Here is a 25836-nt window from a genome sequence, read left to right on the forward strand (position 1 = left end):
GTCGTTTTTATCGACACTTATTCGACGAAACTTGTGTCCCGTCTGATAGGTGCAACTTAAGGGGCGCGTTTGAAGATCGGCTTAAATAAGAGAATAAAGAGATCATGAATTTAAGACAGTGAATTGCGGATTAAGCCTGTGCCACAAGCACTTTTCGAAAGGCTCTGTTGACCTTCGCAAGGTCCTGTTCACCCTCCGTCCGCCGCAACTGTCGCATTCCAGAACAGCCCCGCCCCGTTTCGAAACGCGGGCGTAACGGCTGTGGCGGAACCGGCTGGGCAACGAAAACTTACCGCAAATTTTAGGCAACCAGCGGTCAACCAAACGCGCACAACTCCGCTCTCGTGTCCTGGACGAGCGAAGCGAAGATCCCGGACCCAGAAGCCACAAACGGGATGTTGGAGAGATAGGCCCCGGCTCCGCAGCGCACCGCTAAGGTGAGCTGCGTCCCGGCACGAGAGCATTGTTGATCGCGGCGTTGTCGCCTACGGCGGCCGTTCACGCGCGGCCATCCACGCGAGCGCAAGATAAGCGGCGAGCATGAAGGCCTCGACGCCGACGACGATCAGGCTGCCGCCGTAGATGCCCGGGAACATCAGCTCGATCACCGCCATCGAGACCACAGTGGTCAGCCACACCACCGCGCCCCACGGCGTTGCCAGCCACAGCCCGACCGCAGCGACGAGCTCGATCACCGCGAAGTAGACGGTCGCCGCCTGCCAGGCCATCGACTGGTTCTCGAACGCCTCGTCCTCGCCGCCGACGAAGCCCGTCACCTGCGCCCAGTGATAGAGACCTTTCAGGATCGAGAGCAGTGCCATCACCCGCAGGAACAGCACCAGGCGGCGCGTCCAGACATTGTCGTCGGACTCGGCCCGCTCCGACGAGAGCGCCGCGACCGACATGGCCGTCTCTCTGGCGGTGTCTCTGGCAGCGTCCCTGGCGCCGTCGCGGGCCGCATCGCGGGTGGAGATCTCGGACATGGGCCCCTTGTGGCTGCTTCGCCCTGCAAAATCAATCGGCTGCGCCTTCAGTTCAACTCTGCCTTGCGGCAGGGCAAGCCGCGGTGACGGGAACCGTGCGAGCTGGGATAAGAATAATTCCAGCCGGAGGAAGAGTGATGGCGATCAAATACGGACGTCCGATCGAATTGCGCGAGGTGTCGCGCCGCGAAGGCACGGCGGTGCCCCACGCCCTCGATCTGACCGTCCGTCCGCGCCGCAACCGCAAGGCCGAATGGGCCCGGCGCATGGTGCGGGAGAATGTGCTCACCACCGACGATCTGATTTGGCCGCTGTTTCTGATCGACGGCAACAACAAGCGCGAGCAGGTCGCCTCGATGCCCGGCGTCGAGCGCCTCAGCGTCGACCAGGCCGTGCGCGAGGCCGAGCGCGCGATGAAGCTCACCATCCCCTGCATCGCGCTGTTTCCCTACACCGAGCCGTCCTTGCGCGACGAGGAAGGCTCGGAGGCAACCAACCCGAATAATCTGGTCTGCCAGGCCGTGCGAGCAATCAAGAAGGAGTTTCCGGAGATCGGCGTCCTCTGCGACGTCGCGCTCGATCCTTTCACCAGCCACGGTCATGACGGCCTGATCTCCGATGGCAAGATCTTGAACGACGAGACGGTCGCCGTGCTGGTGCGCCAGGCGCTGGTGCAGGCTGAAGCCGGCTGCGACATCATCGCGCCGTCCGACATGATGGACGGCCGCGTTGCCGCGATCCGCGAGGCGCTGGATCGCTCCGGCCTGCTCGACGTGCAGATCATGGCCTATGCGGCCAAATACGCCTCCGCCTTCTATGGCCCGTTCCGCGACGCCATCGGCTCGGCCAAGACGCTCACCGGCGACAAGCGCACCTATCAGATGGACAGCGCCAACACCGACGAGGCGCTGCGCGAGGTCGAGCTCGATATCGCCGAGGGCGCCGACATGGTGATGGTGAAGCCCGGCATGCCGTATCTCGACGTGGTCCGCCGCGTGAAGGACACCTTTGCGATGCCGACCTTCGCCTATCAGGTGTCGGGCGAATACGCGATGATCGCCGCCGCCGCCAACAACGGCTGGCTCGACGGCGAGCGCGCGATGATGGAGAGCCTGCTCGCGTTCAAGCGCGCCGGCGCCGACGGCGTGCTGAGCTATTTTGCGCCAAAGGCGGCCGAGAAGCTGCGCAGCCAAGTGTAGGTGCCGTGGAGCGAATGCGTTGAGCAACTCTCGTCGTTCCGGGGCGATGCGTTAGCATCGAATCCGGAATCTCGAGATTCCCGGTTCGGTCCTCCAGACCGCCCCCGGAATGACCGTGCTGCGAGAACCGCCCCCGAATCGCCGGAATATTTCGGCTTGTTAATGCCCGTGCGCCCTTGGCACGGAGGTGGCCTGTTCCCATGTCCTGCCTTGAGGGTTTTCCCTCTGTTTCCCGCTGGGAGGACGGACCATGTCGTACGACTCGGGCAATTCAGGCGCTTGGCGCAATGACGGTGCCGTGCAACCGCACGCCTACGACCCCGATCTGCATCCGGAACTGTTCCGTGGCGTTGCGACGCGGCGGGCGTTCGCCTTCCTGATCGACATGGTCGTGATCTCGGTGCCGGTGATCCTCGGCTACATCTTCATCGCATTGTTCGGCGTGGTCACGCTCGGCATCGGCTGGGCGCTGTTCTGGCTGGCCTGGCCGGCCTCCGTCATCTGGGCCATCGTCTATTACGGCGCCTGCATCGGCGGCCCTTCGTCGGCGACGATCGGCATGCGCCTGATGGATCTGGAGCTGCGCACCTGGTACGGCGCGCCCGGCTATTTCGTGCTCGGCGCCACCCACGCCGTGCTGTTCTGGGTGACGGTCTCGTTCCTGTCGCCCTTCGTGGTCCTGGTCGGGCTGTTCAACAGCCGCCGGCGCTTGCTGCACGATTTCGTGCTGGGAACGGTCGTGATCAACAATTCGGTCCGCGCGCCGGTGCCGCAGGCGGCGAGGACCTGGTGAGCCAAGGACCAGGTGAGCCAAGGACCTGGTGAGCAACGGCCTACTAACCGGGACCCACTAAGCTGATTGCCGATCTGACCTGCCGAGCAGACCAATTGACCGGGAGCTTCCGTAGCGCGATGCTGATACTCACTTCGGAGGCCCACGACGTCCCTTGACCCAGCACTCGCGCGACACCCCCCAATTTTACCTCACGGCGCCCTCGCCCTGCCCGTATCTGCCGGGCCGGCATGAGCGCAAGGTGTTCACGCATCTGGTCGGCGACCGGGCCGGCGACCTCAACGACCTCCTGACCCATGGCGGCTTCCGCCGCAGCCAATCGATCGCCTACCGGCCGGCCTGCGACCAGTGCCGCGCCTGCGTCTCCGTCCGGGTCGTCGCCAACGAATTCCGCCCCTCCCGCAACTTCCGCAAGGTGATGGCCCGCAATGCCGACATCATCGGCGAGCAGCGCAGCGCGGTCCCCACCTCCGAGCAATATTCGGTGTTCCGCGCCTATCTCGACGCCCGCCACCGCCATGGCGGCATGGCCGACATGACCGTGCTCGACTACGCCATGATGGTCGAGGACAGCCATGTCGAGACCCGCATCATCGAATACCGCAAGCGCGGCCCCGACAGCGGCCTCACCGGCCGCGGCGAGGAGCTGATCGCGGTGGCGCTCACCGACGTGCTCAGCGACGGCCTGTCGATGGTCTATTCGTTCTTCGAGCCGAGCCAGGTCAGCCGCTCGATGGGCACCTTCATGATCCTCGACCACATCGCGCGCGCCCGCCGGCAAGGGCTGCCTTACGTCTATCTCGGCTACTGGATCGAGGGCTCCAAGAAGATGGACTACAAGGCCCGCTTCCTGCCGCAACAGCGCCTCGCCCCCTCCGGCTGGCTGCGCATCGACGCACAGGGCGATGCGGCGTCCGAGCCGCAGGATTGAGGTCCCACTTCGCGGCTTTCAGGGGGCCGCAGCTTCGGCCACTTCCGATGTCGCGAACTTTGCAGCCCCCTCCTCACCGAGGATGAACTCGAGCGCCGCAAGTCCGGGCAGGAAGAAGTAGCCTCCCCCGAGCGTCGTCGCGAAGTTCGCCAGGGAGACCTCTCCACCGCTCGGCAGGCCCGGCAACGACAAGGCCTTCGGGAAGGTCCGTGGGTCGGACGACCCGACGAGCGGATCGTCGGCGTGAAGGTTAACGAAACTCGGATTCCGCGCCCAACGCTGCTGGACGAACTCGAACTGCCGCTCGAGATCCGCATTGCAGGCGATGAAGAAGATGCCCTTGCGCGTCTCGCCGTTACTATCCTCGCGATACGGCCGGCCGCGACGAAGCAGCCTGTGCAGCTTGGTCGACTTGATGCTCGATTTGACGTCGGCACCAAGCGTATCCCGCGGATTCGCCCGTCGAATGTGAGCCCCCTTCGGGCATATGAAGCCGTTGGCGTCGTCGACACGATAGCGGAACGCGTCAAGTTCCGAATCCGTTTTTGGGGTGCTCGGATCGTATTTCCACGCGAGCGGCCAGCCATTGTCCTGGCGTCCCATCAGCTTATTGCAGATGTGCTGACCGTTCACCTCCCGAAAACGATCGAACGCCGCCACGTCCTGCTCGATCTGGCGCACGGCAAGGTAGCTTCCGTTCAGGGCAAAACGGCCGCCGGGATGTTTGGCGAGGCCTGAGGCCCCCCACCCCTTCACGTCCGGGCAATAAGTGAGCTCATCATATTCGTTACGATATCCAAGGATGAACTCTCCAGGCTGGACGACGCGGTCGTTGTACAGCGCATCGGGCTCCTTCTTGTCTTTCTCTGACGGGCGCAGTCGGACACCGTCGTCTTGCTTCAATCCCATGATGATGGGCTGCGCCAGGCCGTCGCGAAACCCGAACGCCTCGCGCAATTTCTCTTCCTTGTCGCCTTCCAGTTTTCGAAATGAGCAAGGATCGTTATCAACCTGGATGGCGCTGAATATCGTTTCATCCGGACGCGAAATGATCGGCCCGACGCCTCTCTCCGTCCATTCGGCAATCAGGACATGTACGGCATCGCCGCTGTCGCCATCAACGTCCGACCAGCGCCATGCGCGGGGATTGTCCCTCAGCAGCAACGCGCGCGCATCGCTGCCCATGCCACTGCGGAAAGGTGTCGGGAATGGATATAGGGTGTCCTCCACGCATCCGAGCTTTGTTAGCCCGGAAAAACTGAACGCGATCGCGGCAGCCTTCGCGATTGGATGTGTTCTCGATTTCCCGACCTTCTTTGCGTTGGCAATGACGCCGCTCTCCACGAATTTTGCGAGCCACGCCCGGGCCGCCGCCTCCTGCCCGTCCCTGATCGTCAGCAGCCAGAACCGACTGTCTTGCAGCCAGCCGTAGCCGCTCCTCAGCATTCCCTGGATGTCATCGAAATGATGCGCGAGATGCGCTGCCGGCGCTTTCATGATTCGATGGCCCTCATGATCAGGTCGTCGTTGGTGTCATTGCGCTCGCCAAACAGAGCGTCGCGCAGTCCGGTCGCGAGGTTGATCTGGTCGACCGACTCCTTGCGGGCGTCGAAGCGGAACACGTGCGGAAGCATGCTGTCGCGCGCATATGATTTGAACTGCAGCTCGCACTTCACGCCCCGGAACACGATGAATCGCGTCGGCGGGAAGCTGCGCGCATGGATGATGGCGGGCTGGCCGATCGCTGCCGAACCACGGGGCTTCAACGTGGTCCACCGCCAGGCGAGGTTGGTCCCGATCGTGGCGCCATTGATGAAATCGTCGAGATAGCCGCCGAAACTGCCATCGTAGTTCGAGCAGAACAGGTAGCGGCGCCCGTCTTCGATGATGTGCCAATGGCCGAAATGAATGCCCGGCGCACTACCCAGCCGGCTCTCGGTGAAGATCACACGTCCAAACAGCGTCACAATGCGCAGCGACACCCGAATCCACCAGGCACTCCAGCCGTTCGGACTGCGAAGATCCGTCAGGCTGACCATATGGGCGGTTTCGCACACCACCAGCCCTTCGCTGTTGTCGATCGATGGATCGACCTGTTGGGCGCGCAGCACAGGCTCTTCATAAGGTTGGAAGAACCAGTTGCCAACTTTCGCGAGATCCTGATTGATCCGGGACAGCAGGCTGACCGCGCAGGTCAACACGACGATCGCAAGAATGATGAAGGCGATGATCTGCCATCCGAGGAATTTGGCAGTCAACGCTTGGTAAGCCTGCACAATCGTCCAGGGCCAGAAGATGAAGGCGAGCGCGAGCGCGACGAGAGCGCAAGCGATCGGCACGCTGAGCAACAGGCCGATCCGATAGGTAAGCCATGACGACCAAGTCTCCGCCGGCCGGTCGAGCTCGCGCCCGACGCTCTCCAGCCAGCGTCGCCATGTCCTGGAAAGGGCTGGCAGAGCGATCAGGAACAGCCATACCAAGACCCCGAGCCCGAGCAGCGCAAGTACGCTGCGGATACTGACGCCAAGCACCCAGCAACTGGCCATTGAAATGAAGGCCACAACGTCCGTCACGCCGGAATAAGGCGGCCCAAACAACCACGTGTAGATGCCAAGCGCACCGCGCGGCACTGCGCCGACCAGCCACACTGCGATCAGCCACAGCACGAACAGCGTCAGCACGTAACCGATTTTTGCGGAGATGCTTGCGCCTTTCCCCCGCCAGTACGACCGCGGCGCCCGATCCAGTGCCCAGCCGAAACGGGGATTCTGAAATGCCCGTTGCGCGAGCGCCAGCGCGAACGCAGAGCGATCATCGCCATACAGCATGGCTTGCTTCATGGCCCGCGCCTCGTCTCGCGTCCATTCAAGCAGCTCCTGCTCCTTCTCGATCTGCCGCGCCGTTCGGTCACGGGCGCCGATGAAGCCGCCATCAGCGATGCTGAGATGCTTCATCAACATCTTGTGGAGCTTGTCGTTGCGTTCGCTGCGCAGCGCTGTGGCATCGCCCGGCCAGAAGGAGCTGTACAGCGACCACATCGCCTCGCTCCAATGGTAGAGGAGCCGGTAGATCATATCGTAGGGATCGATTCCCTCTTCGATCGCGAGCTCGAGCATCAACCAGGGCCTCTTGTCGCTTGCGTCGGCCCTCGCCGGCAGCAATGCGAGGGAGGCGAACTGGACCACCTCGACGTCTCGGAACAGAGAGTACAGCCCGTTGGAAACGGGGCTGCCTTCCGAAAGATCGGTCGTGCCGTTCCAGCCCGGCACCACGATGCAGATCATCTGCTGGCGGACCATCTTGAGCATGCCCGTCCTTCTCCCGCCCGCTAGATGAAACTCACGCGCATTCGCGACATCAGCGGTCCGTCATAGGTGATGGGCTTGCCCTCACCCCGCGCCAGCTCCAGCTCGGGCAGGATCAACAGACCGATCAGCGCGCTGGTCAGGATCTTGATCGCGTAAACCATGGCCGGACACTGACGCGTGCCATATCCGAACATCAGCCAGCGCAGATCTTCGTTCGCGCCCCAGTTGCGCGCCGGAGAAAATCGGCTGATGTCTTTCTCTATCGCGGTATCGAACATTGCGGCGATCCCCCAGATCGCCATCTTTCCGCCGGCGGGGCACTTGGCATTGTGCCGCGCACCGGTCTCGAATTCCGTGTCGCGCGGCACATCGCGCGCGAGCAGCGGAAAAATCGGGCGGAAACGCAAAAGTTCGAGGACATGATCTTGCACCAGCTTGCGGAAGGCCTTGTCCTCCCAAATCTGGTTCGAACCCGTTTTCAGGAGCTGCTGCGCCTGCTCGCGCAATGCCTTATGGACATCGGGACGCCCCAGCAGCTCTTGCACGGCGAGCGCCCCCGACTGCACGGTGACCGGATGCGAGATCCAGGCGAGGCCGACCGCGTTCCGCTTGATGACATTGAACGGACAGGACGTCCCCCATGCGAGCTGAATGTCGTTGCCCACGCCGGCGATACGCGATCTCAGTGCGTCAGCGTTGAGTTCAGCCCTGCGCTGCACCCTTAGCGTCGCCGAGCTGCCAGCCAGGAGTTGCCCCGCCACATAGCGGATCTCGAGGAGATATTGCCGCTGCAGCCCGGGATCATCGAGGCTTCCGGTCGCGCCCGCTGCCACCCTGTTGGTCGCCTCCCCGAACAAGGGATGCATAGCGCGAAACACGATCCACATCAGGTAATCCTCGATGAGATCGAACGATTTGTTCTTGCCGATCGGCCGGAGCTTCTCAACGTAGTCTCGGGCCGCAAGATCGGCCGCGGCGGGCAATGTCGTGTCCAGGACAGCCAACCGACCATCCAGCAGAAGCCTGTCCGCCTTGTATGTGGCATCGGGATCCATGCCGATCAGATAGTCGCCAGCCGACAGGTTCGCCGCGTGCGCGGTGTTGGAGAAACTGTTCGGCCTGGTCAGCACCTTTTTGACAGCGTCGGCCCGGGCCGCCACGCCCAACCAGCCGCCGACGAACGGCCAATGCCGGAGCACCGCACCGACCGCGCGCAAAGCGCCCGGATGACGATTGGCCCAGCAAAAGATCCCGTAGAGGAGGCTGCGGAGCCCTGGCGGCATTGTATCAGGAGTGCCGGCTGAGACCTTCATGCTGCATACCCGTCCTTCCGCCGATCCGCGAGGGCCGCTGCGGCCTGTCTTTGATAGTGGGGCATGCCCAGACGCTCCGCGGCCTCGGCGACTCGCCCGAAATGCGTTTCGGCGCCGGCCGTATCGCCGGCCTGCCGCAAGGTCTCCGCAAGCTCGTACAGAGCTTCGGTCTGGTGGCCGTATTCTTCAGCAGCCTGCTCGACGGCTTTGCGACCGACGGCGATCGCATCGTCCAGCCGACCGAGCTTGCGATAGGCGACGCCGAGGCTCACGCGCATGAACGTCCTGCCGTAGGGACCGGCCGCCTCGTAGATCCGATCGGCGAACCCCTTCTCCAGCATCGTCACCGCTTCGGCGGCCTTGCCGTTGTGCGCGAGCGCGCTGCCCAGAACGCCGGTGCAGACCGAAAGCATGGTCGGGACGTTGTGCGTCAAGCATTGCTGCACACCCATGCGCATCACGGACTCGGCCCGATCGAGCTCCCTGCTCTCGATCCAGATCTGCGACTGCACGGTGTCGATGAGCAGGCGGGAATAGGGATGATTGATGTTCGACAGGATCTCGTAGGCCTTGGCGCAGAACGCGTGGGCGGTTGCGCCGTCTCCCAGCCGCCAGAGCGTGCTGGCATGAAACGCATACAGATTGATGATGGGAATGGCGGCCCATCCGGGTTGGACGACATGCGCCGACAGCTCCGGTCCGTAGTCGGAGAGCAGAACCTGGCTTTCCACGGCCGCCTCTGCATATCGACCGAGAGCATGGAGGTGCATGAGGCGGGTCTGATGCGCCGCCATCATCATGTGACGGCGCTGCGCCAGGCGAGCCGCCTCGAGCCCCTGTGAGGCATAGCGCAGGCCTTGCTCGAAGCGTCCGCGCATCCAAAGGAACACCGCCGTTTCGGTCGACACCGCCGCGCGCGCGCGCTGATCGTTCAGCTGCACCGCGATGGCTTCCGCGCGCTCCATATTGCTGAAGATGTCGTCGATCTGGCCGAGCGCCAGCATCGCCCCGATCGCCTCCAGCCGAAGCGCGAGCTCGAGGGTCTGCGCAATCGAGGCGTCGTCGACACGGCGGGCCGCCTGAAGACCTCTGTCGAACAGTTGAAGGGCTTCCTGATTGGCCGAGCGCGAGATGGCACGGGCCATCGACTTGACCGTGAATCTCGCCGCCTGCTCCCATTCCTCCCCTTTGAAGGCATGGTGCGCCAGCGCCGGCGCGACATCCGCCTCGGTCGCCCCCGGCTGCGCATGCAGCGCCAGGAAGGCCTGTCGGTGCAGCGCCTTGAGACGCGCGCGCGTGAGGGCGCCGAGCACGACGTCGCGCACCAATGCGTGCCGAAACGCGAACACGTGCTGCTCGAGCTGACCGCGCGCCTGATCCGGCCCGGCCAGCAGTCCGGATGCAACGCACAGACCGAGCAATTCTTCGGCACGCCCAAGATCGACGGCCTGCATCGCCGCGATCAGCTCGCGCGTGATGGGATCGCCAAGGATCGCAGCAGCCTCGAGCGCGGACTTGGCGGCTTCCGGCAAGCGATCGACGCGCGCGCCGATCACCGCGGCGATGGAGCCCGGCACGCGCAGATCTCCGGGCGGCCTCTGCAGGCGGTACGCACCCGGCGTTCCCTCGAGCGATCCGTCGTCGATCAGCGTAATGACCAACTGCTCCAGGAAGAAGGGATTGCCGTCGGCGCGCCCGACCAATTCGTTCATGACGCCGAGCACGGATAGATCATCGCCCAGCAACGCGCGCGCGAGCCTGAGCATCTCGCCGTCGCGCAGAGGCTCGATCACCCGCTCTGCAAACCAGGGCGCCTGCCGCCACTGATGGTCGAAATCGGGGCGATAGCTCACGCAAACGAGGATGGGCAGTCCCTGGAGTTTTGGAAGCAGAGCCTCGAACAACCGCCGGCTCTCGCGATCGGCCAGGAAAACATCCTCGAGCACGAGCACGAACGGGCCCGCCTCGGTACGTCTGCGCACGAGCCACAGCAATGCGTCGCCTATTCGGCGTCGCCGCTGCGCCGGGTTCAGCTCCAGCCAGGCCTGGTCCGGCGCTGCCAGCCCCAACAGGTCATTGACCGCGGCGAGATGCGCGGCGCCCTCAGCGCCCCATTTGGCAGCCAGGGTCTGCCTGACGGATTCCGCGTCTGTCCCGCTCGTTTGCGGCAGGCCGGCCAGGCTTACGATCAGGTCCGCGGCGGTGCTGTAAGCGCGGGCGCTCGCATAACCCCTCGCCTGAGCAACGCAGACCTCCATGCCGCGGCTTGCGAGCGCGGCGACCCAGTCGGCGATCAAGCGGGATTTCCCGATCCCGGCATCGCCGCACAGCCCGATGGTTCGCATCGCGCCGGAGCGAGCGATATCGACGTCCCCGGCCAGGATCCGCAAAGCCTCCTCGCGGCCGACCAGAGGCGCCCAGCGCTCCTTGCGTGTCAACGGCGCCGCTGCCGAACTTTCGGTGGCGACTATGACCTCATGGAGCTCGACCGGATCATCCAGCCCTCGGACCGACCGCGTCCCCACCGGGCGCGTGTCGATCTGTTGCGCGACAAGGCGCTGCGTTGCGGCGCTGATCAGGATGCCGCCGGGTGGAGCCATCTTTTCGAGCCGCGAGGCAAGGTGAATGGTCTTGCCGTCCGCACCGTAGTGCGACCAACCATATTGGCCGACGACACCGACCAGCACCTCGCCCGAATTGATGCCGACGCGCAGCATCGGGCTGGCCACGCCCTGAACCTCCTGGCCGGGAATGCTTGCTCTCTGCATCTTGAGAGCGGCAAGACAGGCCCGCAGGGCGTGATCCTCCTGGGCCACGGGCGCGCCGAACAAGGCGACGAGCCCATCGCCCAGCAACTGGCTGACCGTGCCGCCATAGGTCCCGACCGCCTCGGCCAAGTGGTTCAGCGCCTTGCCGAGATAGTTGCGGGATTCCTCGGGGTCGGAGTGCTGGAGCAGCGATGTCGAGTCGCAGACGTCGACGAACAGAACGCTGACTTGCTTGTTCTCGGTCAGCATCTGTGACCGAACCGCGACATGATCATGCAGCGGAACAACCCGCGCTGCGCCGGCAGCTGCGCCGGCAACCGGCGGAGCGGAGAACTGCTCCACGGCGCGATCGAGGCGCGCGCCACATTGAGAGCAGAAGCGATGCTCGCGAGTAATTCGGGCTGAACACGCAGGACACTTGGTCACGGCAGCACACGCTCATCAATGACTTCAACGCAGCAATCAACGCATTCTGGCCTGATCATCGTCCCCTCCCCGGACGTGAACCCGCGCAGTCAAATCACTTCAGCAAACCAATGGTCTCACCACTGGCTCCACGCGCCGACTTAGGCGCTCAACCATTAGACGTATCCGGAGAAAATGCGATCGGCGCACTTACTCCGGCGCGGGACCGCCGATTATCCCGCGGGGAGAACAATCAATCCTGAAAAATACACGGTCATACCACGGCCTATTCGCAATATGCGGCCTATCAGCAATTGAAGGTAGTATACCCTCTTCACACCAATTGAAAAGCGGTAGTTCGTCGACTCACGATGAAAGCCGCCGGCCACTCGGACGGCTCGGATTTCCGAAGAGCTGAACTGAGTTCGCGCGAAACGGGTACGGCCGGGACGCCCTATATAGAAAAGCTGCAGCCCCCTGCACTCATCCAAACAATGTGTCGAACAACAGCTTCAAGTTCAGGATCACGATCACGCCTGCGATGATCCACGCGATCGCCGCGACCGATCTCGATATCGCGAACTTGCCCATCTTGCGGCGGTCGGAAACGAAGCGAACCAGCGGGATGACGGCGAAGGGCAACTGCATCGACAGCACGACCTGGCTGAACACCAGCAAATCCGCCGTGCCGCGCTCGCCATAGATTGCGGTGACGACGATCACGGGAATGATCGCGATGCCGCGCGTGAGCAGGCGGCGCGCCCAGCTCGGCAGGCGAAGGTCGAGAAACCCTTCCATCACGATCTGGCCGGCGAGCGTCGCGGTCACCGTCGAGTTCAGGCCAGAGGCGAGCAGCGCCACCGCGAACAGCGTCGAGGCGATGCCGAGCCCCAGCAGCGGCGACAACAGCTCGAAGGCCTGGCCGATCTCGGCAACATCCGAATGGCCGCTCTTGTGGAACGTCGCCGCGGCGACGACGAGGATGGCGGCATTGATGAACAGCGCCAGCATCAGCGCGATGGTCGAATCCGTCGTCGCCCATTTGATCGCTTCGCGCCGACCGGTGTCGTTGCGCGCATAGGCGCGCGTCTGCACGATCGAGGAATGCAGATAGAGATTGTGGGGCATCACCGTCGCGCCGATGATGCCGATCGCGATGTAGAGCATTTCGGGGTTGATGAAGATCTCGGTCTTCGGCATGAAGCCCTGCAGGACCTCCGCCACCGGCGGCGCGGCGGCGACGATCTGGACCGCGAAACAGACCGCGATCACCGCAAGCAGCGCGATGACGAAAGCTTCCAGGAAGCGGAAGCCGCGGTTCATCAGCAACAGCAGCAGGAAGGCATCGAGCGCTGCGAGCAGCGCGCCGCCGATCAGGGGAATGCCGAACAGGAGCTTGAGCGCGATTGCGGTGCCGATGACCTCGGCGAGATCGCAGGCGATGATCGCCGCCTCGCAAGCCAGCCAGAGCAGGAAGTTCACCGCCGGCGAATAGGTGGCGCGGCAGGCCTGCGCGAGGTCGCGGTCGGTGACGATGCCGAGCCGTGCCGCCAGCGACTGCAGCAGGATCGCCATCAAATTCGAGAGCAGGATGACGGACAGCAGCGTGTAGCCAAACTTCGAACCACCGGCGAGGTCGGTCGCCCAATTGCCGGGGTCCATGTAGCCGACCGAGACGAGATAGCCCGGGCCGACGAAGGCGAGCAGCCGCCGCCACCAGCGGCCAGCGGCCGGAATGGCGATCGTGGCATTGACCTCGGCGAGGCTTTTGGTGGCGGGCGCATCAGCGCGCCAGCCGGCGGCGGTGTCGGGGGGCAAATCGGGCGATCGGGCATCCATGCCGGCAGAATACCCAACTTCGTTCTTATTGCAACTCATTTGCAACTGCATCTAGCCTCAAGGGTTCCCGTCCGTGCCGTGAATGGTCGCCCTGTCGGAAAGCGGGTGGGTTTGGGGACCCCAAGAGCCGAATACTGGCGCCAAACCGACTTTGCAGGAAATGAGCCATGTCAACGCCCCCTCGTCTTCCCGACACCTTTGGCCGGCTTGCCTGGTCCAACCTCGCAGCGCAGTCCGCCGAGCAGATCGCCTTGGCGGCAGCCCCCATCGTCGCCGTGCTCACGCTCGGCGTCGCGGAAGGCCAGACCGGCCTGTTGCAGACCGCGCTGACCCTGCCCTTTGTGCTGTTCGCAATTCCCGCCGGCCTGCTCGCCGACCGCATCTCGCGCCGCTCGCTGATGGCGGGGGCCGAGGCGCTGCGGGCCGCAGCGCTCGGGACGATCGTACTGCTGCTCGCGCTCGGCGCGCTCAATCTGCCGCTGTTGGCGCTGCTCGGCTTCACTGCTGTGTGCGGCACGGTCGTCTACAGCGTGGCCGCGCCAGCGCTGGTGCCTTCGCTCGTGAGCGCGGAGCTATTGCCGGCGGCAAATGCGCGGATCGAGCTTGCGCGCACCATCGCCTTTGCCAGCGGCCCCGCGCTCGGCGGCGCGCTGGTCGGCTGGTGGGGCGCGAGCCCGGCCTTCGGCTTTGCCGCGGCGCTCTCGGCCATCGCCGTCGTGCTGCTCTCCGGCATCTACGAGCCCGCACGTGCCCCCGCGCCGCGCCGCCATCCGTTCCAGGACATCCGCGAAGGCGCGGCTTTCGTGTTTCGGCATCCGCTGCTGCGGCCGGTGTTCATCACCCAGTTCATCTTCAACACTGGCTGGTTCCTTCAGATCGCCGTGTTCGTGCCCTACGCCGTACGCCATCTCGGCCTGACCGCCGCGGCCGTCGGCACGGTGCTGACCATGTACGGCGTCGGCATGGTGATCGGCGCACTGATCGCAACCCGCGTGATGCGGCGCATCAGCTTCGGCACCGTGGTCGGTCTCGGCCCGGTCACCGGCTTCATTGCCGCGGTGGTGATGGCGCTGACAGTGCCGGTCCCCTCGCCGTGGCTTGCGGCCTTGAGCTTCTTCCTGCTCGGCGTCGGGCCAATCCTGTGGGTGATCTCGACCACGACGCTGCGCCAGTCGGTGACGCCGCCGCGCCTCTTGGGACGCGTCTCCGCCATCAACATCATGAGCTACGGCGCCCGCCCGATCGGCTCCGCGCTGGGCGCAATCGTCGGCGGGTTCTGGAGCGCGGAAGCCTGTCTCTATCTGGCGGCCGCGGTGTTCGGCGTGCAAGCGCTGGTGATCTGGCTGTCGCCGGCCGTGGCGCTCGACCGGCAGCCGGAGATGGTGGGGGACGAAGTCGCGGCGGGGGGCTAGCCGCAACCGTCATGGCACCGACGGAGTATGTTGAGGCAGCGAAGGCTAACTCGCCAGATAACGCTCGTAGCTTCCCGTCACCGGCTCGCTCGCATCGACATCGGGGTCCAGAGTGTAGAGATCCTGCGCGCGACCGATGCCGCGCAGCGCGTAACGGCCGGTGGAGACGAGATAGCGGCGCCCGGCGGCATCGAGGCCCTTGTAGAATTCGGATGACGCCAGCAATTCGCGGTCGACCGAGCGGCTCATCGAGGCGATACGGCTGACCTCGTTGACGGTCGGGCCGACCACGGTGAAGTCGAGCCGGTCATCGCTGCCGATATTGCCGTAGAAGACCTGGCCGACATGCAGGCCGATATAGGCCGACGTCGTCGGACGGCCCTCCGCCGCCCGGCGGGCATTCAGGGTCGCGATGTTCTTGCGGAACAGATGCTCGGCACGGAGCGCGGCACGGCGCGCATCCGCCATGTCCTCGCCCCAGAACATCGCGAGCACGCCGTCGCCGATCAGCTTCAGCACATCGCCGCCGGCGCCGTGGATCGCGTCGATCACGGCCTGCGCATAGTCGTTGAGGAACGGGATGATCTCGTCGGGGCCGATGCTCTCGCTGATTGCGGTCGAGCCGCGCAGATCCGAATACCAGAGCACCGCGTTGATGCGCTCTGTGACGCCGCGCGAGATGCGCCCGCGCAGCACCTGCTCGGAGGCGTCGCGGCCGAGATAGACGCGGCCGAGGGTCCGCACGATGTCGACCTGCTGCGCCGACTTGATCGCAAGACCGAGCACCGGGACGAGATCGCGCAGCGCAGCAAGCTCGGCCTCGGTAAAGCCGTCGTCCCGCCGCGTCGTCCAATAGGAATAGAGGCAGTCCATCTGCCCGAGCGCGCCGGTCTCGCCGAAGCGGTGCACGAAAGCCAGAAAATGCCGATGGCCATTTTCGGCGAGGTCGCCGATCTGCGAGAAATCGAGCGACGGCGCCTCGGCGAGGTCGATCACCATCTCGTCGTGGCCATGCTCGAGCAAATGATAGAACACCGAGCGGCGCCAGTTCTTGGCCGCGTCGCCTTCCGCCGTCGAACCGTACTCGATGACGTCGCTTTCGTTGCTCGGCGTATCGCTCCAGCGGAAAGCGCGGCCCTCGTAGATCGGATGCAGCGTGTCGATGACGACGAGGCCGCGCGACAGGTCGAGGCCTTGGGCGCGGCAGCGCTCGCAGAAGCCGCGCAGCAGCTCGGGTTCGGGCAGGCCAGTCAGGCCCTGGCTGGCCAACCAGTTCATCAATTCGAGGCGCGAGGATAATTGCATACGCCATTATGGCGTGCATTCGTGACCAACGAAAGGCCGCGCGGGCGCCGGCCAAGGCTCCCGCCCGCAGCAGATCGAATATGCCGCAGGCGCTGTTGACGCACTCCGGCCGCGGGGGGCAAATGCAACCAATGACACAGACGACCAGAAATACGGGGAAATGAGCCAGCGCCAGCTTCCGATCATCCTGGCGCTCGGCACCACGCAGACGCTGGCCTGGGCCTCGAGCTATTATCTGCCGGCGCTGCTCGCCGATCCCATGGCGCGCGACCTCGGCGTCTCCTCCAACTGGATCTTTGGCGCGTTCTCGGCCTCGCTGGTGATCTCGGCGATGCTCGGCCCGCGCATCGGGCGGCAGATCGATCTCGTCGGCGGCCGGCAGGTGCTGTCGGCCTCGAACCTGACCATCGCCGCCGGCCTCGTGCTGCTCGGGCTCTCGCAGTCCATCATCGTGATGGCGATCGCCTGGCTCGTGCTCGGCATCGGCATGGCGATGGGGCTCTACGATGCCGCCTTCGCCGCGCTGGGGCGCATTTACGGCACCGAGGCGCGCAGGCCCATCACCGGCATCACGCTGATGGCGGGCTTTGCCTCCACCGTCGGCTGGCCGCTCACTGCCTGGGGCCTCGCCCATATCGGCTGGCGCGACACTTGCTTTGCCTGGGCGGCCGCCAATCTCCTGATCGGCCTGCCCCTCAACGTCTTCATGCTGCCGGCGATCAAGGGCGCCAAGCAGGCAGCGGCCACGGCCGAGAAACCGCATCTGCCGCTCGACCGCACCATGCTCCTGCTGGCCTTCATCTTCGCGGCGGTCTGGACCGTGACCGGCGCCATGGCCGCGCATTTCCCGCGCATCCTGGAGACGACGGGCGCAACGCCCGCCGAGGCCATCGCGGCCGGCGCATTGATCGGCCCGGCGCAAGTCGGTGCACGCATGTTAGAGGCAGGCTTCCTCAGCCGTTTCCATCCGTTGTGGTCGACGCGGCTCGCCCGCCTCACCCACCCTATCGGTGCGGTGATCGTGGCGATCTTCGGCGGCGCCGCGGCGAGCGCGTTCGCGTTGTTCCACGGCTCCGGCAACGGCATCTTGACGATCGCGCGCGGCACCCTGCCGCTGTCGATCTTCGGCCCGAAGGATTTCGGTTATCGCCTTGGCATCATCGGCGCCCCCGCGCGCATGGCGCAGGCAGTGGCGCCGCTGGCCTTCGGCCTGCTGATCGACCTCATGGGCGCCAAGGTGCTGATCGTCTCCTCCGCGCTCAGCCTGTCGGCGCTGGCGGCGCTGTTCCTGATCCGCCCGGCGCCGCGGCCGGATTGACGAGCCCCAAGATTGACCCAGCCAAGCCTTTCGCGCACAAACAGGCCATGAGCGAAGAGACCCCGCCCCGTACGTTCAAAGGCCTCCTGCGCTGGGCAACCACGCCGCCGCAGGCTTGGGGCGTCTATCTGCTCGCCGTCTTGCTGGTCTGGCTGCTGTCGTTCTACGCCGGCACGCTGAAGCCGAAGAAGACGCCGGAGCCGAGCTCCCCCACGGCGAGCGCGCCGCGGACCTAAGCCGTCTTCGCCTCGCTGGTCGCGATCCAGACGCCGGCGAACACCGCGACCAGCCCGGCCAGAAGATTCAGCGTGATCGGCTCATTGACCAGCAGCGCCGCCAGCAGCGCGGCGGCAATCGGATTGACCGTCATCGTATTGGCGATCCGCGTCGGCGTGGCCCGTGCCAGCGCCATGACCCAGAGGATGAAGGCGAGCGCGCCACCACCGACGCCGAGGTAGATGCCGGCAATCCACTGCCCTGTCGTAAATTGCTCGAGGGACGCAAAGCTGCCTTTCAGCAGGCCAGCGGGCACCAGCACGACGGCGCCCGCGCCCATACCGACCGTGAGAAAGCCGAGCGCGCTGGAGCGCTTCATCAGCGGCCGCGACAGCACGTTGTAGAACGCCATGCAGAACACCGCGCCGGTCATGATCAACTCGCCGCGCCAGGCTCCCGGTGGGCTTTGCGCGAGTCCCGCGGCCAGCGCCGCCGCCACGCCGAGCACCGCGATGCCGACACCCATCATCTTGCGTGCGGTGAGACGCTCGACGCCGAGCAGCGCACCGACCACCATGGTGTGCAGCGGCAATGTTGCCAGCGCGAGACTGGCCCGTGCCGCGGTCGTGTAGGACACCGCGATGTTGTAGAGGATGAAGAACAGGCTGAAGAAGCAGATGCCGAGCCCCGCCACGGCCGGCCAGTCCGGCCGCTGCGGCCAGCGTACGCCGAGCATCAGAGCGCATGGCAACAGGCAGAGAAAGCCGATCCCCCAGCGCAGGATCGCCAGCAGGATCGGATCGGCGCCGCCGACCAGATAGCGGGTGATCGCCGCAGCCGCCCCGCCGATGCAGCTCGAGACAAGCGCAATCGCAACGCCTAGCCACTCCCCCACGCTTCGTCTCCTTCGGAGCTTTCAGCGGCGGCTAACACACTCCTGCTGCCACCGACATGGCAGCAGGGAATGCGGAAAAGACCTAGTCGTAAAACTCCGGCGCCAGCTTCTGGCCATCGCGCTGGGCCTTGTCGTGGTTGATCCAGAGCTGCGCCTTTTCCTTGGCGATTGTATCGGCGATCTTCTGCATCGAGGCCGTGCTCTGGTCCTTGTCGACGTTCATGCTGGGCACGCGGCGGTTGTCCCAATTATCCCTGAAGTGCACGGCATCGCCCGACAGCACCACCGCGCCGGTCTTCGGCAATTTCACCAAGAGCGACTGGTGCCCGGGCGTGTGTCCGGGCGTCGACAGGATCGTCACGCTGCCGTCGCCGAAGACATCCTTGTCGCCACTGAGCAGCTCGACCGGATGGGAGGGCTTGAAGCGCGGCGCGTTGTTGGCGCCGGGCCAGTCATATTCGGCCTTCTGCACGTAGAGCATCGACTGCGGGAACAGCTCCACATTGCCGGTATGGTCGGGATGGGTGTGCGAGACCGCCATCGCCTTGATGTCGTCGGGCTTGAGGCCGAGCTGCTCGAGCTGCGCCTGCAACGTCTTCGGCCGGCGCCAGGTGACGGCCTTGGGATCGGCGGGGACGAGACCGTTCGGCATCGCGGCGACGGAATCGGCGATGCCGGTATCCCACAGGAACCAGCCCCTGGCGTGCCTGACGAGATAGCAGGTGTCGACGAAGTCCATCGTCTTGCCTTCGTTCAGGCCCGGCGTCCAGCGCGAGATGTCACCTGCGGTCCCCTCTCCGCAATTGAGCACATAGAGCTTCTCGACCCCAGCCTTGTCCGATTGCGCATGCGCCGCAGGGCCGGACAGAACGAGTGCTGCGATGGCGAATGCGAGCGTGATCCTGGGCATTTGTTGTCCTTCCCGATAGCCATGCAGGCCGTGACCGAGGATCAACCCCGGCCCGTCCACAGAATTCCCGCAAGGCCTCGTTAATGCGGGCAGGTCTCGACCTCGACGGTGACGTGGCTGAGGCCCTTCAATCCGGCGAGCCGCCGCTTGTAGACGGCCGGCTGCTTCGGCTTGTCCGAGACCACCGAGAGCAGCACGGCACAATGGCCGGGGCCGACCTGCCACAGATGCAGATCGGTGACGCGGTCCTCGCCGACCTCCATGCGCGAGCGGATCACCCGCTCCAGCTTCTCGTCGGCCCGCACGTCAAGCAGCACCGCACCGGACGACTTGACGAGGCCGAACGCCCAGCTCGCGATGACGACGCTGCCGATCAGCCCGACCGCGGGATCGGCCCAGACCCATCCCGAATTCATGGCGACGGCAAGCGCGGCGATCGCCAGCACCGAGGTCGCAGCATCGGTCATGACATGAACATAGGCCGCGCGAAGATTGTTGTCGTGATGATGGTGGCGATGGCCACGGTGGTGATCGTGGTCATGATCGTCATGCTCATCGTGCGCGTGGCCGTGCTCGTGACCATGATGGTGATGATCGTGGCTGTCGCGCAGCAGCCAGGCGCTGGCGAGGTTGACGCAGAGGCCAAGCGCTGCCACCGCCATCGCCTCGCCATAGACGATCGGCACCGGCGTGATCAGCCGCAGCACGCTCTCATAGGCGATCTCGACCGCGATCAGTCCAAGGATGATCGCGCTGGCGAAAGCGGCGAGATCGCCGAACTTGCCGGTGCCGAAGGTGAAATGCGCATTGCCCAGATGCCGGCGCGCGAAGCGGTAGGCGAACGCCGCGATGCCGAGCGCGGCCGCATGGGTGCCCATGTGCCAGCCGTCGGCGAGCAGCGCCATCGAACCGAACAGCGAGCCGGCGACGATCTCGCCGACCATCATGACCAGCGTCAGCACCACCACGAACCAGGTGCGCCGCTCGTTCGCGTCGTGCTTCTCGCCCAGAAAAGCGTGATCGTGGGTCCATTGTTCGATGGAATGGGAATGCATCGAATTCTCCAGCAGATTCAGGTCTGTCGGGCTGCAGTATAGACGTCTGGCATCACTTTTCTAAGGCTCAACCGTTCCGCGGATTGACAGTGCTTCTTAGTTTCGCTGTAATCTGCGCCATGGGGACTTGAGCGATCTCCCCACGAGGCGACAAGCCCAAGCATCGCGTCCCGTTCGGTTCTTGCGAGGACGCATCATGTCTACTTTCACGACCATATCATCTGACAAATTGGCCCGGCTGATCGGCACGGCGAATGCCCCTGTCCTGATCGACGTGCGCACCGAGGAGGACTTTGCCGCTGACCGGCGGCTGATTCCCGGCTCCCTCAAGCTCGGCCACGACAATGTGGCGGACTGGGGCGGCGACTTCGCCGGTCGCCGGGCCATCGTCTCGTGCCTGCGCGGAGAGAAGCTCGCACAGGGCACGGCGGCCTGGCTTCGCCAGCTGGGTGTGTCCGCCGAGACGCTCGAAGGCGGCTTCGAGGGCTGGAAGGCGGCCAAGCTGCCGCTGGTCGACACCCGCAAGCTGCCGCCACGCGATGCCAAGGGGCGCACCGTCTGGGTGACACGCGCCCGGCCCAAGGTCGACCGCATCGCCTGCCCCTGGCTGATCCGCCGATTCGTCGATCCCAACGCGGTTTTCCTGTATGTGGCGCCGTCCGAGGTCGTCGCCGTCGGCGAGCGCTTTGGCGCCGCCCCCTTCGACATCGAGAACGTGTTCTGGAGCCACCGCGGCGAGCTCTGCACCTTCGACGTGATGATCGAGGAGTTCGGCATCGCCACACCACCCCTGCTGCGGCTGGCCACGCTGGTGCGCGGCGCCGACACCGCGCGGCCAGACCTCGCCCCGGAGGCCCCCGGCCTGCTCGCGGCCTCGCTCGGGCTGTCGCGGATGTATGACGACGACCTCGAACAGCTCGAGGCCGGCATGATGCTGTACGATGCCTTCTACCGCTGGTGCCGCGACGCGACTGCCGAGACCCACAACTGGCCGACCAACAAGGTGAAGGCGTGATGGATATTCGTGCCAACCAAGCAGGAGCCGATGCCGGTCACGGCATCAGCTTCGGCGAAGCCTTCCGCGTCTGGCTCCGCGTCGCCGCCTTGAGCTTCGGCGGGCCCGCGGGGCAGATCGCGGTGATGCACCGCATCCTGGTCGAGGAGAAGAAATGGATCTCCGAAGGCCGCTTTCTGCATGCGCTGAACTATTGCATGCTGCTGCCGGGACCCGAGGCGCAGCAGCTCGCCACCTATGTCGGCTGGCTGATGCATCGCACCGCCGGCGGGCTGATGGCGGGCGGGGTGTTCATCCTGCCCGGCATCATCGCCATCATGGGCCTCAGCTACATCTACGCGGCTTTCGGCAATGTCAGCTTCGTCGAGGCATTGTTCTTCGGCCTGAAGGCCGCCGTGCTCGCCATCGTCGTCGAGGCCGTGGTGCGCGTCGGCAAGCGCGCGCTGAAGAACCGTATCATGATCGCGCTCGCGGCCATCGCCTTCGTCGCGATCTTCTTCTTCGCGGTGCCCTTCCCGATCATCATCATCGCCGCCGGCATCATCGGCTATGCCGGCGCGCGCAGCGGCCGCACCGAGTTCGCCCCGGCCGGTCACGGCCATGGCGGCAGCGGCGCCGCGATCGACAGCATGCTCGGCGAGGCCGTCCCCGATCACGTCCGTCCCAACACCGCGCGTGCGATCCGCCTCAGTGCGTTGTGGCTGGGGCTCTGGCTGGTGCCGGTGATCGCGTTGTTGCTCGCCCTTGGCCAAGGCAACGTCTTCAGCCAGATCGCGCTGTTCTTCTCGAAAATGTCGCTCGTCACCTTCGGCGGCGCCTATGCGGTGCTGGCCTATGTCGCCCAGCAGGCGGTCGAGCATTATCACTGGCTGAAGCCGCACGAGATGCTCGACGGCCTCGGCATGGCCGAGACCACGCCGGGCCCGCTGATCATGGTGCTGCAGTTCGTGGGATTCATGGCGGCCTATCGCGACCCGGGCGGGCTGTCGCCAATGCTGGCGGCCACGCTCGGCGGACTGCTCGCGACCTGGGTGACCTTCACGCCCTGCTTCCTCTGGATCTTCGTCGGCGCGCCCTATATCGAGCGCCTGCGCGGCAACAAAGGTTTGGCCGGCGCGCTCAGCGCCATCACCGCCGCCGTCGTCGGCGTCATCCTCAACCTCTCGATCTGGTTCGCGCTCCACACGCTATTCCGCGAGACCGTGCCGGTGCATGCGTTTCCGCTGAACTTCGACATGCCGGTGCTGAGAAGCGTCGATGTGCCGGCGCTGGTGCTGGCGATCGCGGCAGCAACCGCCATCTTCCGGCTCAAGCTGGGGATGCTGACGGTGCTGGCGGGAAGCTGCGCGGCGGGCGTGGCGCTACGTCTGGCGGGGGGGATCTAAGATGGCCATGTCGTCGCGTCCGGTTTGCTGTCGGAAGCCGACGTCGAAGCCGACAGGGCTGCATGGCAGCTTTGGGCCAACAGGAGACTCATGCGGTACATCGACAAATGTCATTCGATCACATCGTCTGCGCGAGCGACCAGCGAAGGTGGAATCTCGATACCAAAGGTCTTCGCAGTTTTGAGATTAATGAACAGTTCAAACTTGGTGGGTTGTTCAACCGGCAAGTCAGCAGGCTTCACGCCTTTGAGTATCTTATCCACATAGGCAACGCAGCGCCGATTGAAGTCCATAATGTCTGCTCCATAGGACATGAACCCACCGAGTTGTACAAACTCCTTTCCCATCGCCACTATGGGCAGCCGATGCTCTCCCGCTAGTTCGACAATGCGTTTACGTTGATTGTAAAGCATCGGGCTCGGAAATATGAGAATGGCGTCCGCACGTTCTCCAATAATCGTGGAAAATGCGCGATCCAAATCGTCAGGGACATGCACAGCAACAAGTCGAAGCTGAACTCCCAGGGTCAGTGCAGCCTCATTTGCCTCTGTCACCATGTCATTCATCGTGCGCTCGCCATAGGCGCTTGGGTGCCAAAGAACCGCCACCTGGGAAGTTGTGGGTAGTGCTTCCTTGAGCAAGGCTAGGCGCTTGGGGACAAGCTGCGGGCCGAGGAAGGTCAACCCAGTGATGTTTCCCTGGGGTCGAGCGAGGCTCGCCACCAGCCCGTCTCCTACAGGATCGCCCATAACCGGTACGACAATGGGAATAGTGGTGGTAGCTTGCTGTGCGGCACGCGCGGCGGGGGTATTCGACGCGACGATGAGATCGACTTTAAGGCGGACCAATTCACTCGCCAGCGCCGGAAACCGCTCGACGTTCAAGTCCGCAGCTCGAACCTCGACGAGCACGTTCTGGCCATCGACGTAGCCGAATTCGCGTAGTCCTTGATCAAAGGCTTTTAGAGCTGCGCGCGCCTCGGGAGACTCGATCGAACCCGTCACCAGGAACCCAATGCGAGGTACGTTCTTGGGCTGCTGCGCCCAGACCCCGAGCGGCCAAGCTGCCGCTCCACCAATAACACCAAGAAGTTCTCGTCGCTTCATGGGTCTCACTCGTGTTCGGGAAGCAACATCATATCGGCGAAAACGAGTACATTGATAGTGCGGAAACCAGCTGCGCGACCGTAAATTAGGTTCGCGGACGTCCGAACTAGGTCACAAGCGGTCATCGAGCCTGCGCCAGCCCGGCGTCCGGTTATCCGCGACAGCGGACATGGCAATGGGCGCCTCGGTCTTCGGCTAAGGGCCAACAGCGGTCATCGTAGCAGCTTGACTGCGAAAAGAATGTGGCGGCTATTAACAGCGGCGGTCTCCTCGTTTTCATCGATGGAAACAGTCGATGCCGATCGAACGTGTGAAGACACTTGTCGTGGGCGGTGGCCAAGCCGGGCTGGCCATGAGCCACATGCTGACGAAACTCGACTGCCCTCATCTCGTGCTTGAGCGCAGCCGGATCGCCAAGCGCTGGCGAACCGAACGGTGGGACGGCCCGCGTTTTCAATTTCCGAACTGGTCCGTGCAATTGCCGGACTTTCCGTTCGCTCACACAGATCCCGACGGTTTCGCAACCAGTAGCGAGATTGTTGAGTTCATCTCAGCGTATGCTGACTTTATCGCAGCCCCAATTCGCTGCGGGGTGTCCGTTGATGCGCTCCATAGAAAGCAAAGCGGGACCGGCTTCGTTGCCGAGACGTCGGGCGGCCCGATTGAAGCTGATAATGTTGTTGTGGCCACCGGCCCCTATCAGCGACCTCTTATCCCATCTTTGTTGCAGGAAGAGGCTGACGTTTTTCAGCTGCATGCTAGCCAATACAGAAGCCCCGACCAACTTCCGTCGGGCGCGGTGCTGGTGGTTGGCTCGGGCGCTTCAGGTGCACAGATTACCGAAGAGCTTTCGGCGCTTCTTGGGCTTATGTCCGACATCGGTCACTAGCCGTCGACGATAGCCAAGCGGCGCACCTTCCGGTTTGCTCTCTGAAGCTGCCGTTGACGACTACACGTCCTACGGGTGAAACTCGGCATTCCGGCCCAAGCTGCCACTGCCCGTCGTGCAAAACAACCGATCATTTCCGCCGCGCGCACTGTCAAGCCCCATCTCGCAAAATATTCCACTTTACCGAAATTCGGATTTGTCGTACGCACGAAACACCCTGGCCTGAGACAAGGGGCGGATCGCGATCGTCACGAACCGCAGGCCGGGGAGCGATGGACGCGACGGCGTCGGGCGCAATCGGGCATTGTAGGGCGGCTTCGGCTGTGAGCAACGACCATCGCGCGAACGACACGGCGCTGACAGCGTCTTCGCATGGCTTCGGGGGCGAGCACACGCCACCCCTCGAAGCGACATGCGAGGACGTGCGCGGACGGGAGAAGTCGTGTGGTCCCGACGCCCGGGGTCTGTGCGTCAAGGCTTGCGGTGATGCGGCGGTCCGACCGGACACGTACATCAGCCATCCGCAAGCCGACGGGGGCAATAGTGCAACGCTCCCCGAGGAGAGCACGAAGGACACCGTTAAACCCATTCGCGCAGGGAAGGCCGGGCGACCGGCAACACCTGTGGTCCACCCCGTGTGCATTTCTGTCGCGCACGGATCTCGGGTGCCAGCCGGCGCCCGGCCTTTCCTGCGCCCTTGTCTTTTGGGCGCGGCATATGAAGCAAAACTCGGGCGAGACGCGCCGCGAGAAGGCGAACCTGCGTCTGCTGTTTGACATGCGAGTTCGAGA

Annotated in this window: 20 protein-coding genes; 9 read left to right on the forward strand and 11 right to left on the reverse strand. The window is 64.4% G+C overall.

The genetic code is table 11. The features are described from left to right. Window positions 1-485 precede the first annotated feature (485 nt). Window positions 486-983, reverse strand: coding sequence for a DUF6163 family protein (locus tag X268_RS17475; RefSeq protein WP_128926088.1), 498 nt, complete (start codon window positions 981-983; stop codon window positions 486-488). A 137-nt stretch (window positions 984-1120) separates the two neighbouring features. On the opposite strand from X268_RS17475, the gene hemB reads away from it, so the two are divergent. The 3 genes from hemB to X268_RS17490 all read left to right on the forward strand — a co-directional run bounded on the left by hemB (window position 1121) and on the right by X268_RS17490 (window position 3906). Further along, the gene (hemB, locus tag X268_RS17480) at window positions 1121-2182 is read left to right on the forward strand and encodes a porphobilinogen synthase (RefSeq protein ID WP_128926089.1); all 1062 of its coding nucleotides are present in this window, start codon (window positions 1121-1123) and stop codon (window positions 2180-2182) included. 250 nt (window positions 2183-2432) lie between these two features. Continuing rightward, window positions 2433-2975 carry an RDD family protein gene (locus tag X268_RS17485; RefSeq protein WP_128926090.1) on the forward strand — a complete coding sequence of 181 codons (543 nt, stop codon included), beginning with the start codon at window positions 2433-2435 and terminating at the stop codon, window positions 2973-2975. A 154-nt stretch (window positions 2976-3129) separates the two neighbouring features. After that, entirely contained in the window at window positions 3130-3906 is a 777-nt protein-coding gene (locus X268_RS17490) for an arginyltransferase (protein ID WP_128926091.1), read from the forward strand. Between the two features lie 18 nt (window positions 3907-3924). On the opposite strand, the gene X268_RS17495 is transcribed toward X268_RS17490, so the two are convergent. From X268_RS17495 to X268_RS17510, 5 genes are all read right to left on the reverse strand, one after another. Continuing rightward, on the reverse strand, window positions 3925-5403 hold the full coding sequence (locus tag X268_RS17495; protein WP_164937780.1) for a Dyp-type peroxidase: 1479 nt from the start codon (window positions 5401-5403) through the stop codon (window positions 3925-3927). Continuing rightward, complete coding sequence (locus tag X268_RS39490; RefSeq protein WP_164937781.1) at window positions 5400-7214, reverse strand: hypothetical protein; 1815 nt, start codon at window positions 7212-7214, stop codon at window positions 5400-5402. Before X268_RS39490 ends, X268_RS17495 begins: the two co-directional genes overlap by 4 nt. Before the next feature lie 20 nt (window positions 7215-7234). Next, window positions 7235-8527 (reverse strand): cytochrome P450, encoded by a 1293-nt coding sequence (locus X268_RS17500; protein WP_128926092.1) that lies wholly within the window; start codon window positions 8525-8527, stop codon window positions 7235-7237. Further along, window positions 8524-11637, reverse strand: coding sequence for an ATP-binding protein (locus tag X268_RS17505; protein ID WP_245477538.1), 3114 nt, complete (start codon window positions 11635-11637; stop codon window positions 8524-8526). Before X268_RS17505 ends, X268_RS17500 begins: the two co-directional genes overlap by 4 nt. Before the next feature lie 546 nt (window positions 11638-12183). Further along, window positions 12184-13539, reverse strand: coding sequence for an Nramp family divalent metal transporter (locus X268_RS17510; protein WP_128926094.1), 1356 nt, complete (start codon window positions 13537-13539; stop codon window positions 12184-12186). 167 nt (window positions 13540-13706) lie between these two features. On the opposite strand from X268_RS17510, the gene X268_RS17515 reads away from it, so the two are divergent. Next, entirely contained in the window at window positions 13707-14951 is a 1245-nt protein-coding gene (locus X268_RS17515) for an MFS transporter (RefSeq protein ID WP_128926095.1), read from the forward strand. Window positions 14952-14996: 45 nt separating this feature from the next. Here the strand turns inward: X268_RS17515 and X268_RS17520 are convergent, their stop codons facing one another. Continuing rightward, complete coding sequence (locus X268_RS17520; RefSeq protein ID WP_128926096.1) at window positions 14997-16256, reverse strand: adenylate/guanylate cyclase domain-containing protein; 1260 nt, start codon at window positions 16254-16256, stop codon at window positions 14997-14999. Window positions 16257-16416: 160 nt separating this feature from the next. Here X268_RS17520 and X268_RS17525 point away from each other — a divergent pair, with 160 nt between their 5' ends. Together X268_RS17525 and X268_RS17530 are read left to right on the forward strand one after the other, a co-directional pair. Beyond that, window positions 16417-17574: an MFS transporter gene (locus X268_RS17525; protein WP_128926097.1), complete on the forward strand. Its 1158-nt coding sequence runs from the start codon at window positions 16417-16419 to the stop codon at window positions 17572-17574. 47 nt (window positions 17575-17621) lie between these two features. Beyond that, complete coding sequence (locus X268_RS17530; RefSeq protein ID WP_128926098.1) at window positions 17622-17810, forward strand: hypothetical protein; 189 nt, start codon at window positions 17622-17624, stop codon at window positions 17808-17810. Here X268_RS17530 and X268_RS17535 read toward each other — a convergent pair. From X268_RS17535 to dmeF, 3 genes are all read right to left on the reverse strand, one after another. Then, on the reverse strand, window positions 17807-18685 hold the full coding sequence (locus X268_RS17535; protein ID WP_128926099.1) for a DMT family transporter: 879 nt from the start codon (window positions 18683-18685) through the stop codon (window positions 17807-17809). The genes X268_RS17530 and X268_RS17535 overlap by 4 nt on opposite strands. Window positions 18686-18767: 82 nt before the next feature. Beyond that, window positions 18768-19595, reverse strand: a complete 828-nt coding sequence (locus X268_RS17540; protein ID WP_128926100.1) for an N-acyl homoserine lactonase family protein — start codon at window positions 19593-19595, stop codon at window positions 18768-18770. 80 nt (window positions 19596-19675) lie between these two features. Continuing rightward, window positions 19676-20650, reverse strand: a complete 975-nt coding sequence (dmeF, locus tag X268_RS17545; RefSeq protein ID WP_128926101.1) for a CDF family Co(II)/Ni(II) efflux transporter DmeF — start codon at window positions 20648-20650, stop codon at window positions 19676-19678. A gap of 196 nt (window positions 20651-20846) precedes the next feature. Between dmeF and X268_RS17550 the strand changes: the two genes are divergently transcribed. Beyond that, window positions 20847-21665, forward strand: a complete 819-nt coding sequence (locus tag X268_RS17550) for a chromate resistance protein ChrB domain-containing protein (protein WP_164937782.1) — start codon at window positions 20847-20849, stop codon at window positions 21663-21665. Then, a complete protein-coding gene (gene chrA, locus X268_RS17555; RefSeq protein WP_128926103.1) occupies window positions 21665-23050 on the forward strand; it encodes a chromate efflux transporter in 1386 nt (461 codons plus the stop codon). The genes X268_RS17550 and chrA overlap by 1 nt, the downstream gene beginning before the upstream one ends. A 110-nt stretch (window positions 23051-23160) precedes the next feature. On the opposite strand, the gene X268_RS17560 is transcribed toward chrA, so the two are convergent. After that, complete coding sequence (locus tag X268_RS17560; protein ID WP_128926104.1) at window positions 23161-24156, reverse strand: ABC transporter substrate-binding protein; 996 nt, start codon at window positions 24154-24156, stop codon at window positions 23161-23163. Window positions 24157-24451: 295 nt separating this feature from the next. On the opposite strand from X268_RS17560, the gene X268_RS17565 reads away from it, so the two are divergent. Next, window positions 24452-25045: a flavin-containing monooxygenase gene (locus tag X268_RS17565; protein WP_128926105.1), complete on the forward strand. Its 594-nt coding sequence runs from the start codon at window positions 24452-24454 to the stop codon at window positions 25043-25045. The last annotated feature ends 791 nt before the right edge of the window (window positions 25046-25836 follow it).

It is taken from the genome of Bradyrhizobium guangxiense (genome assembly GCF_004114915.1).
In the GTDB taxonomy this organism is placed as follows: domain Bacteria; phylum Pseudomonadota; class Alphaproteobacteria; order Rhizobiales; family Xanthobacteraceae; genus Bradyrhizobium; species Bradyrhizobium guangxiense.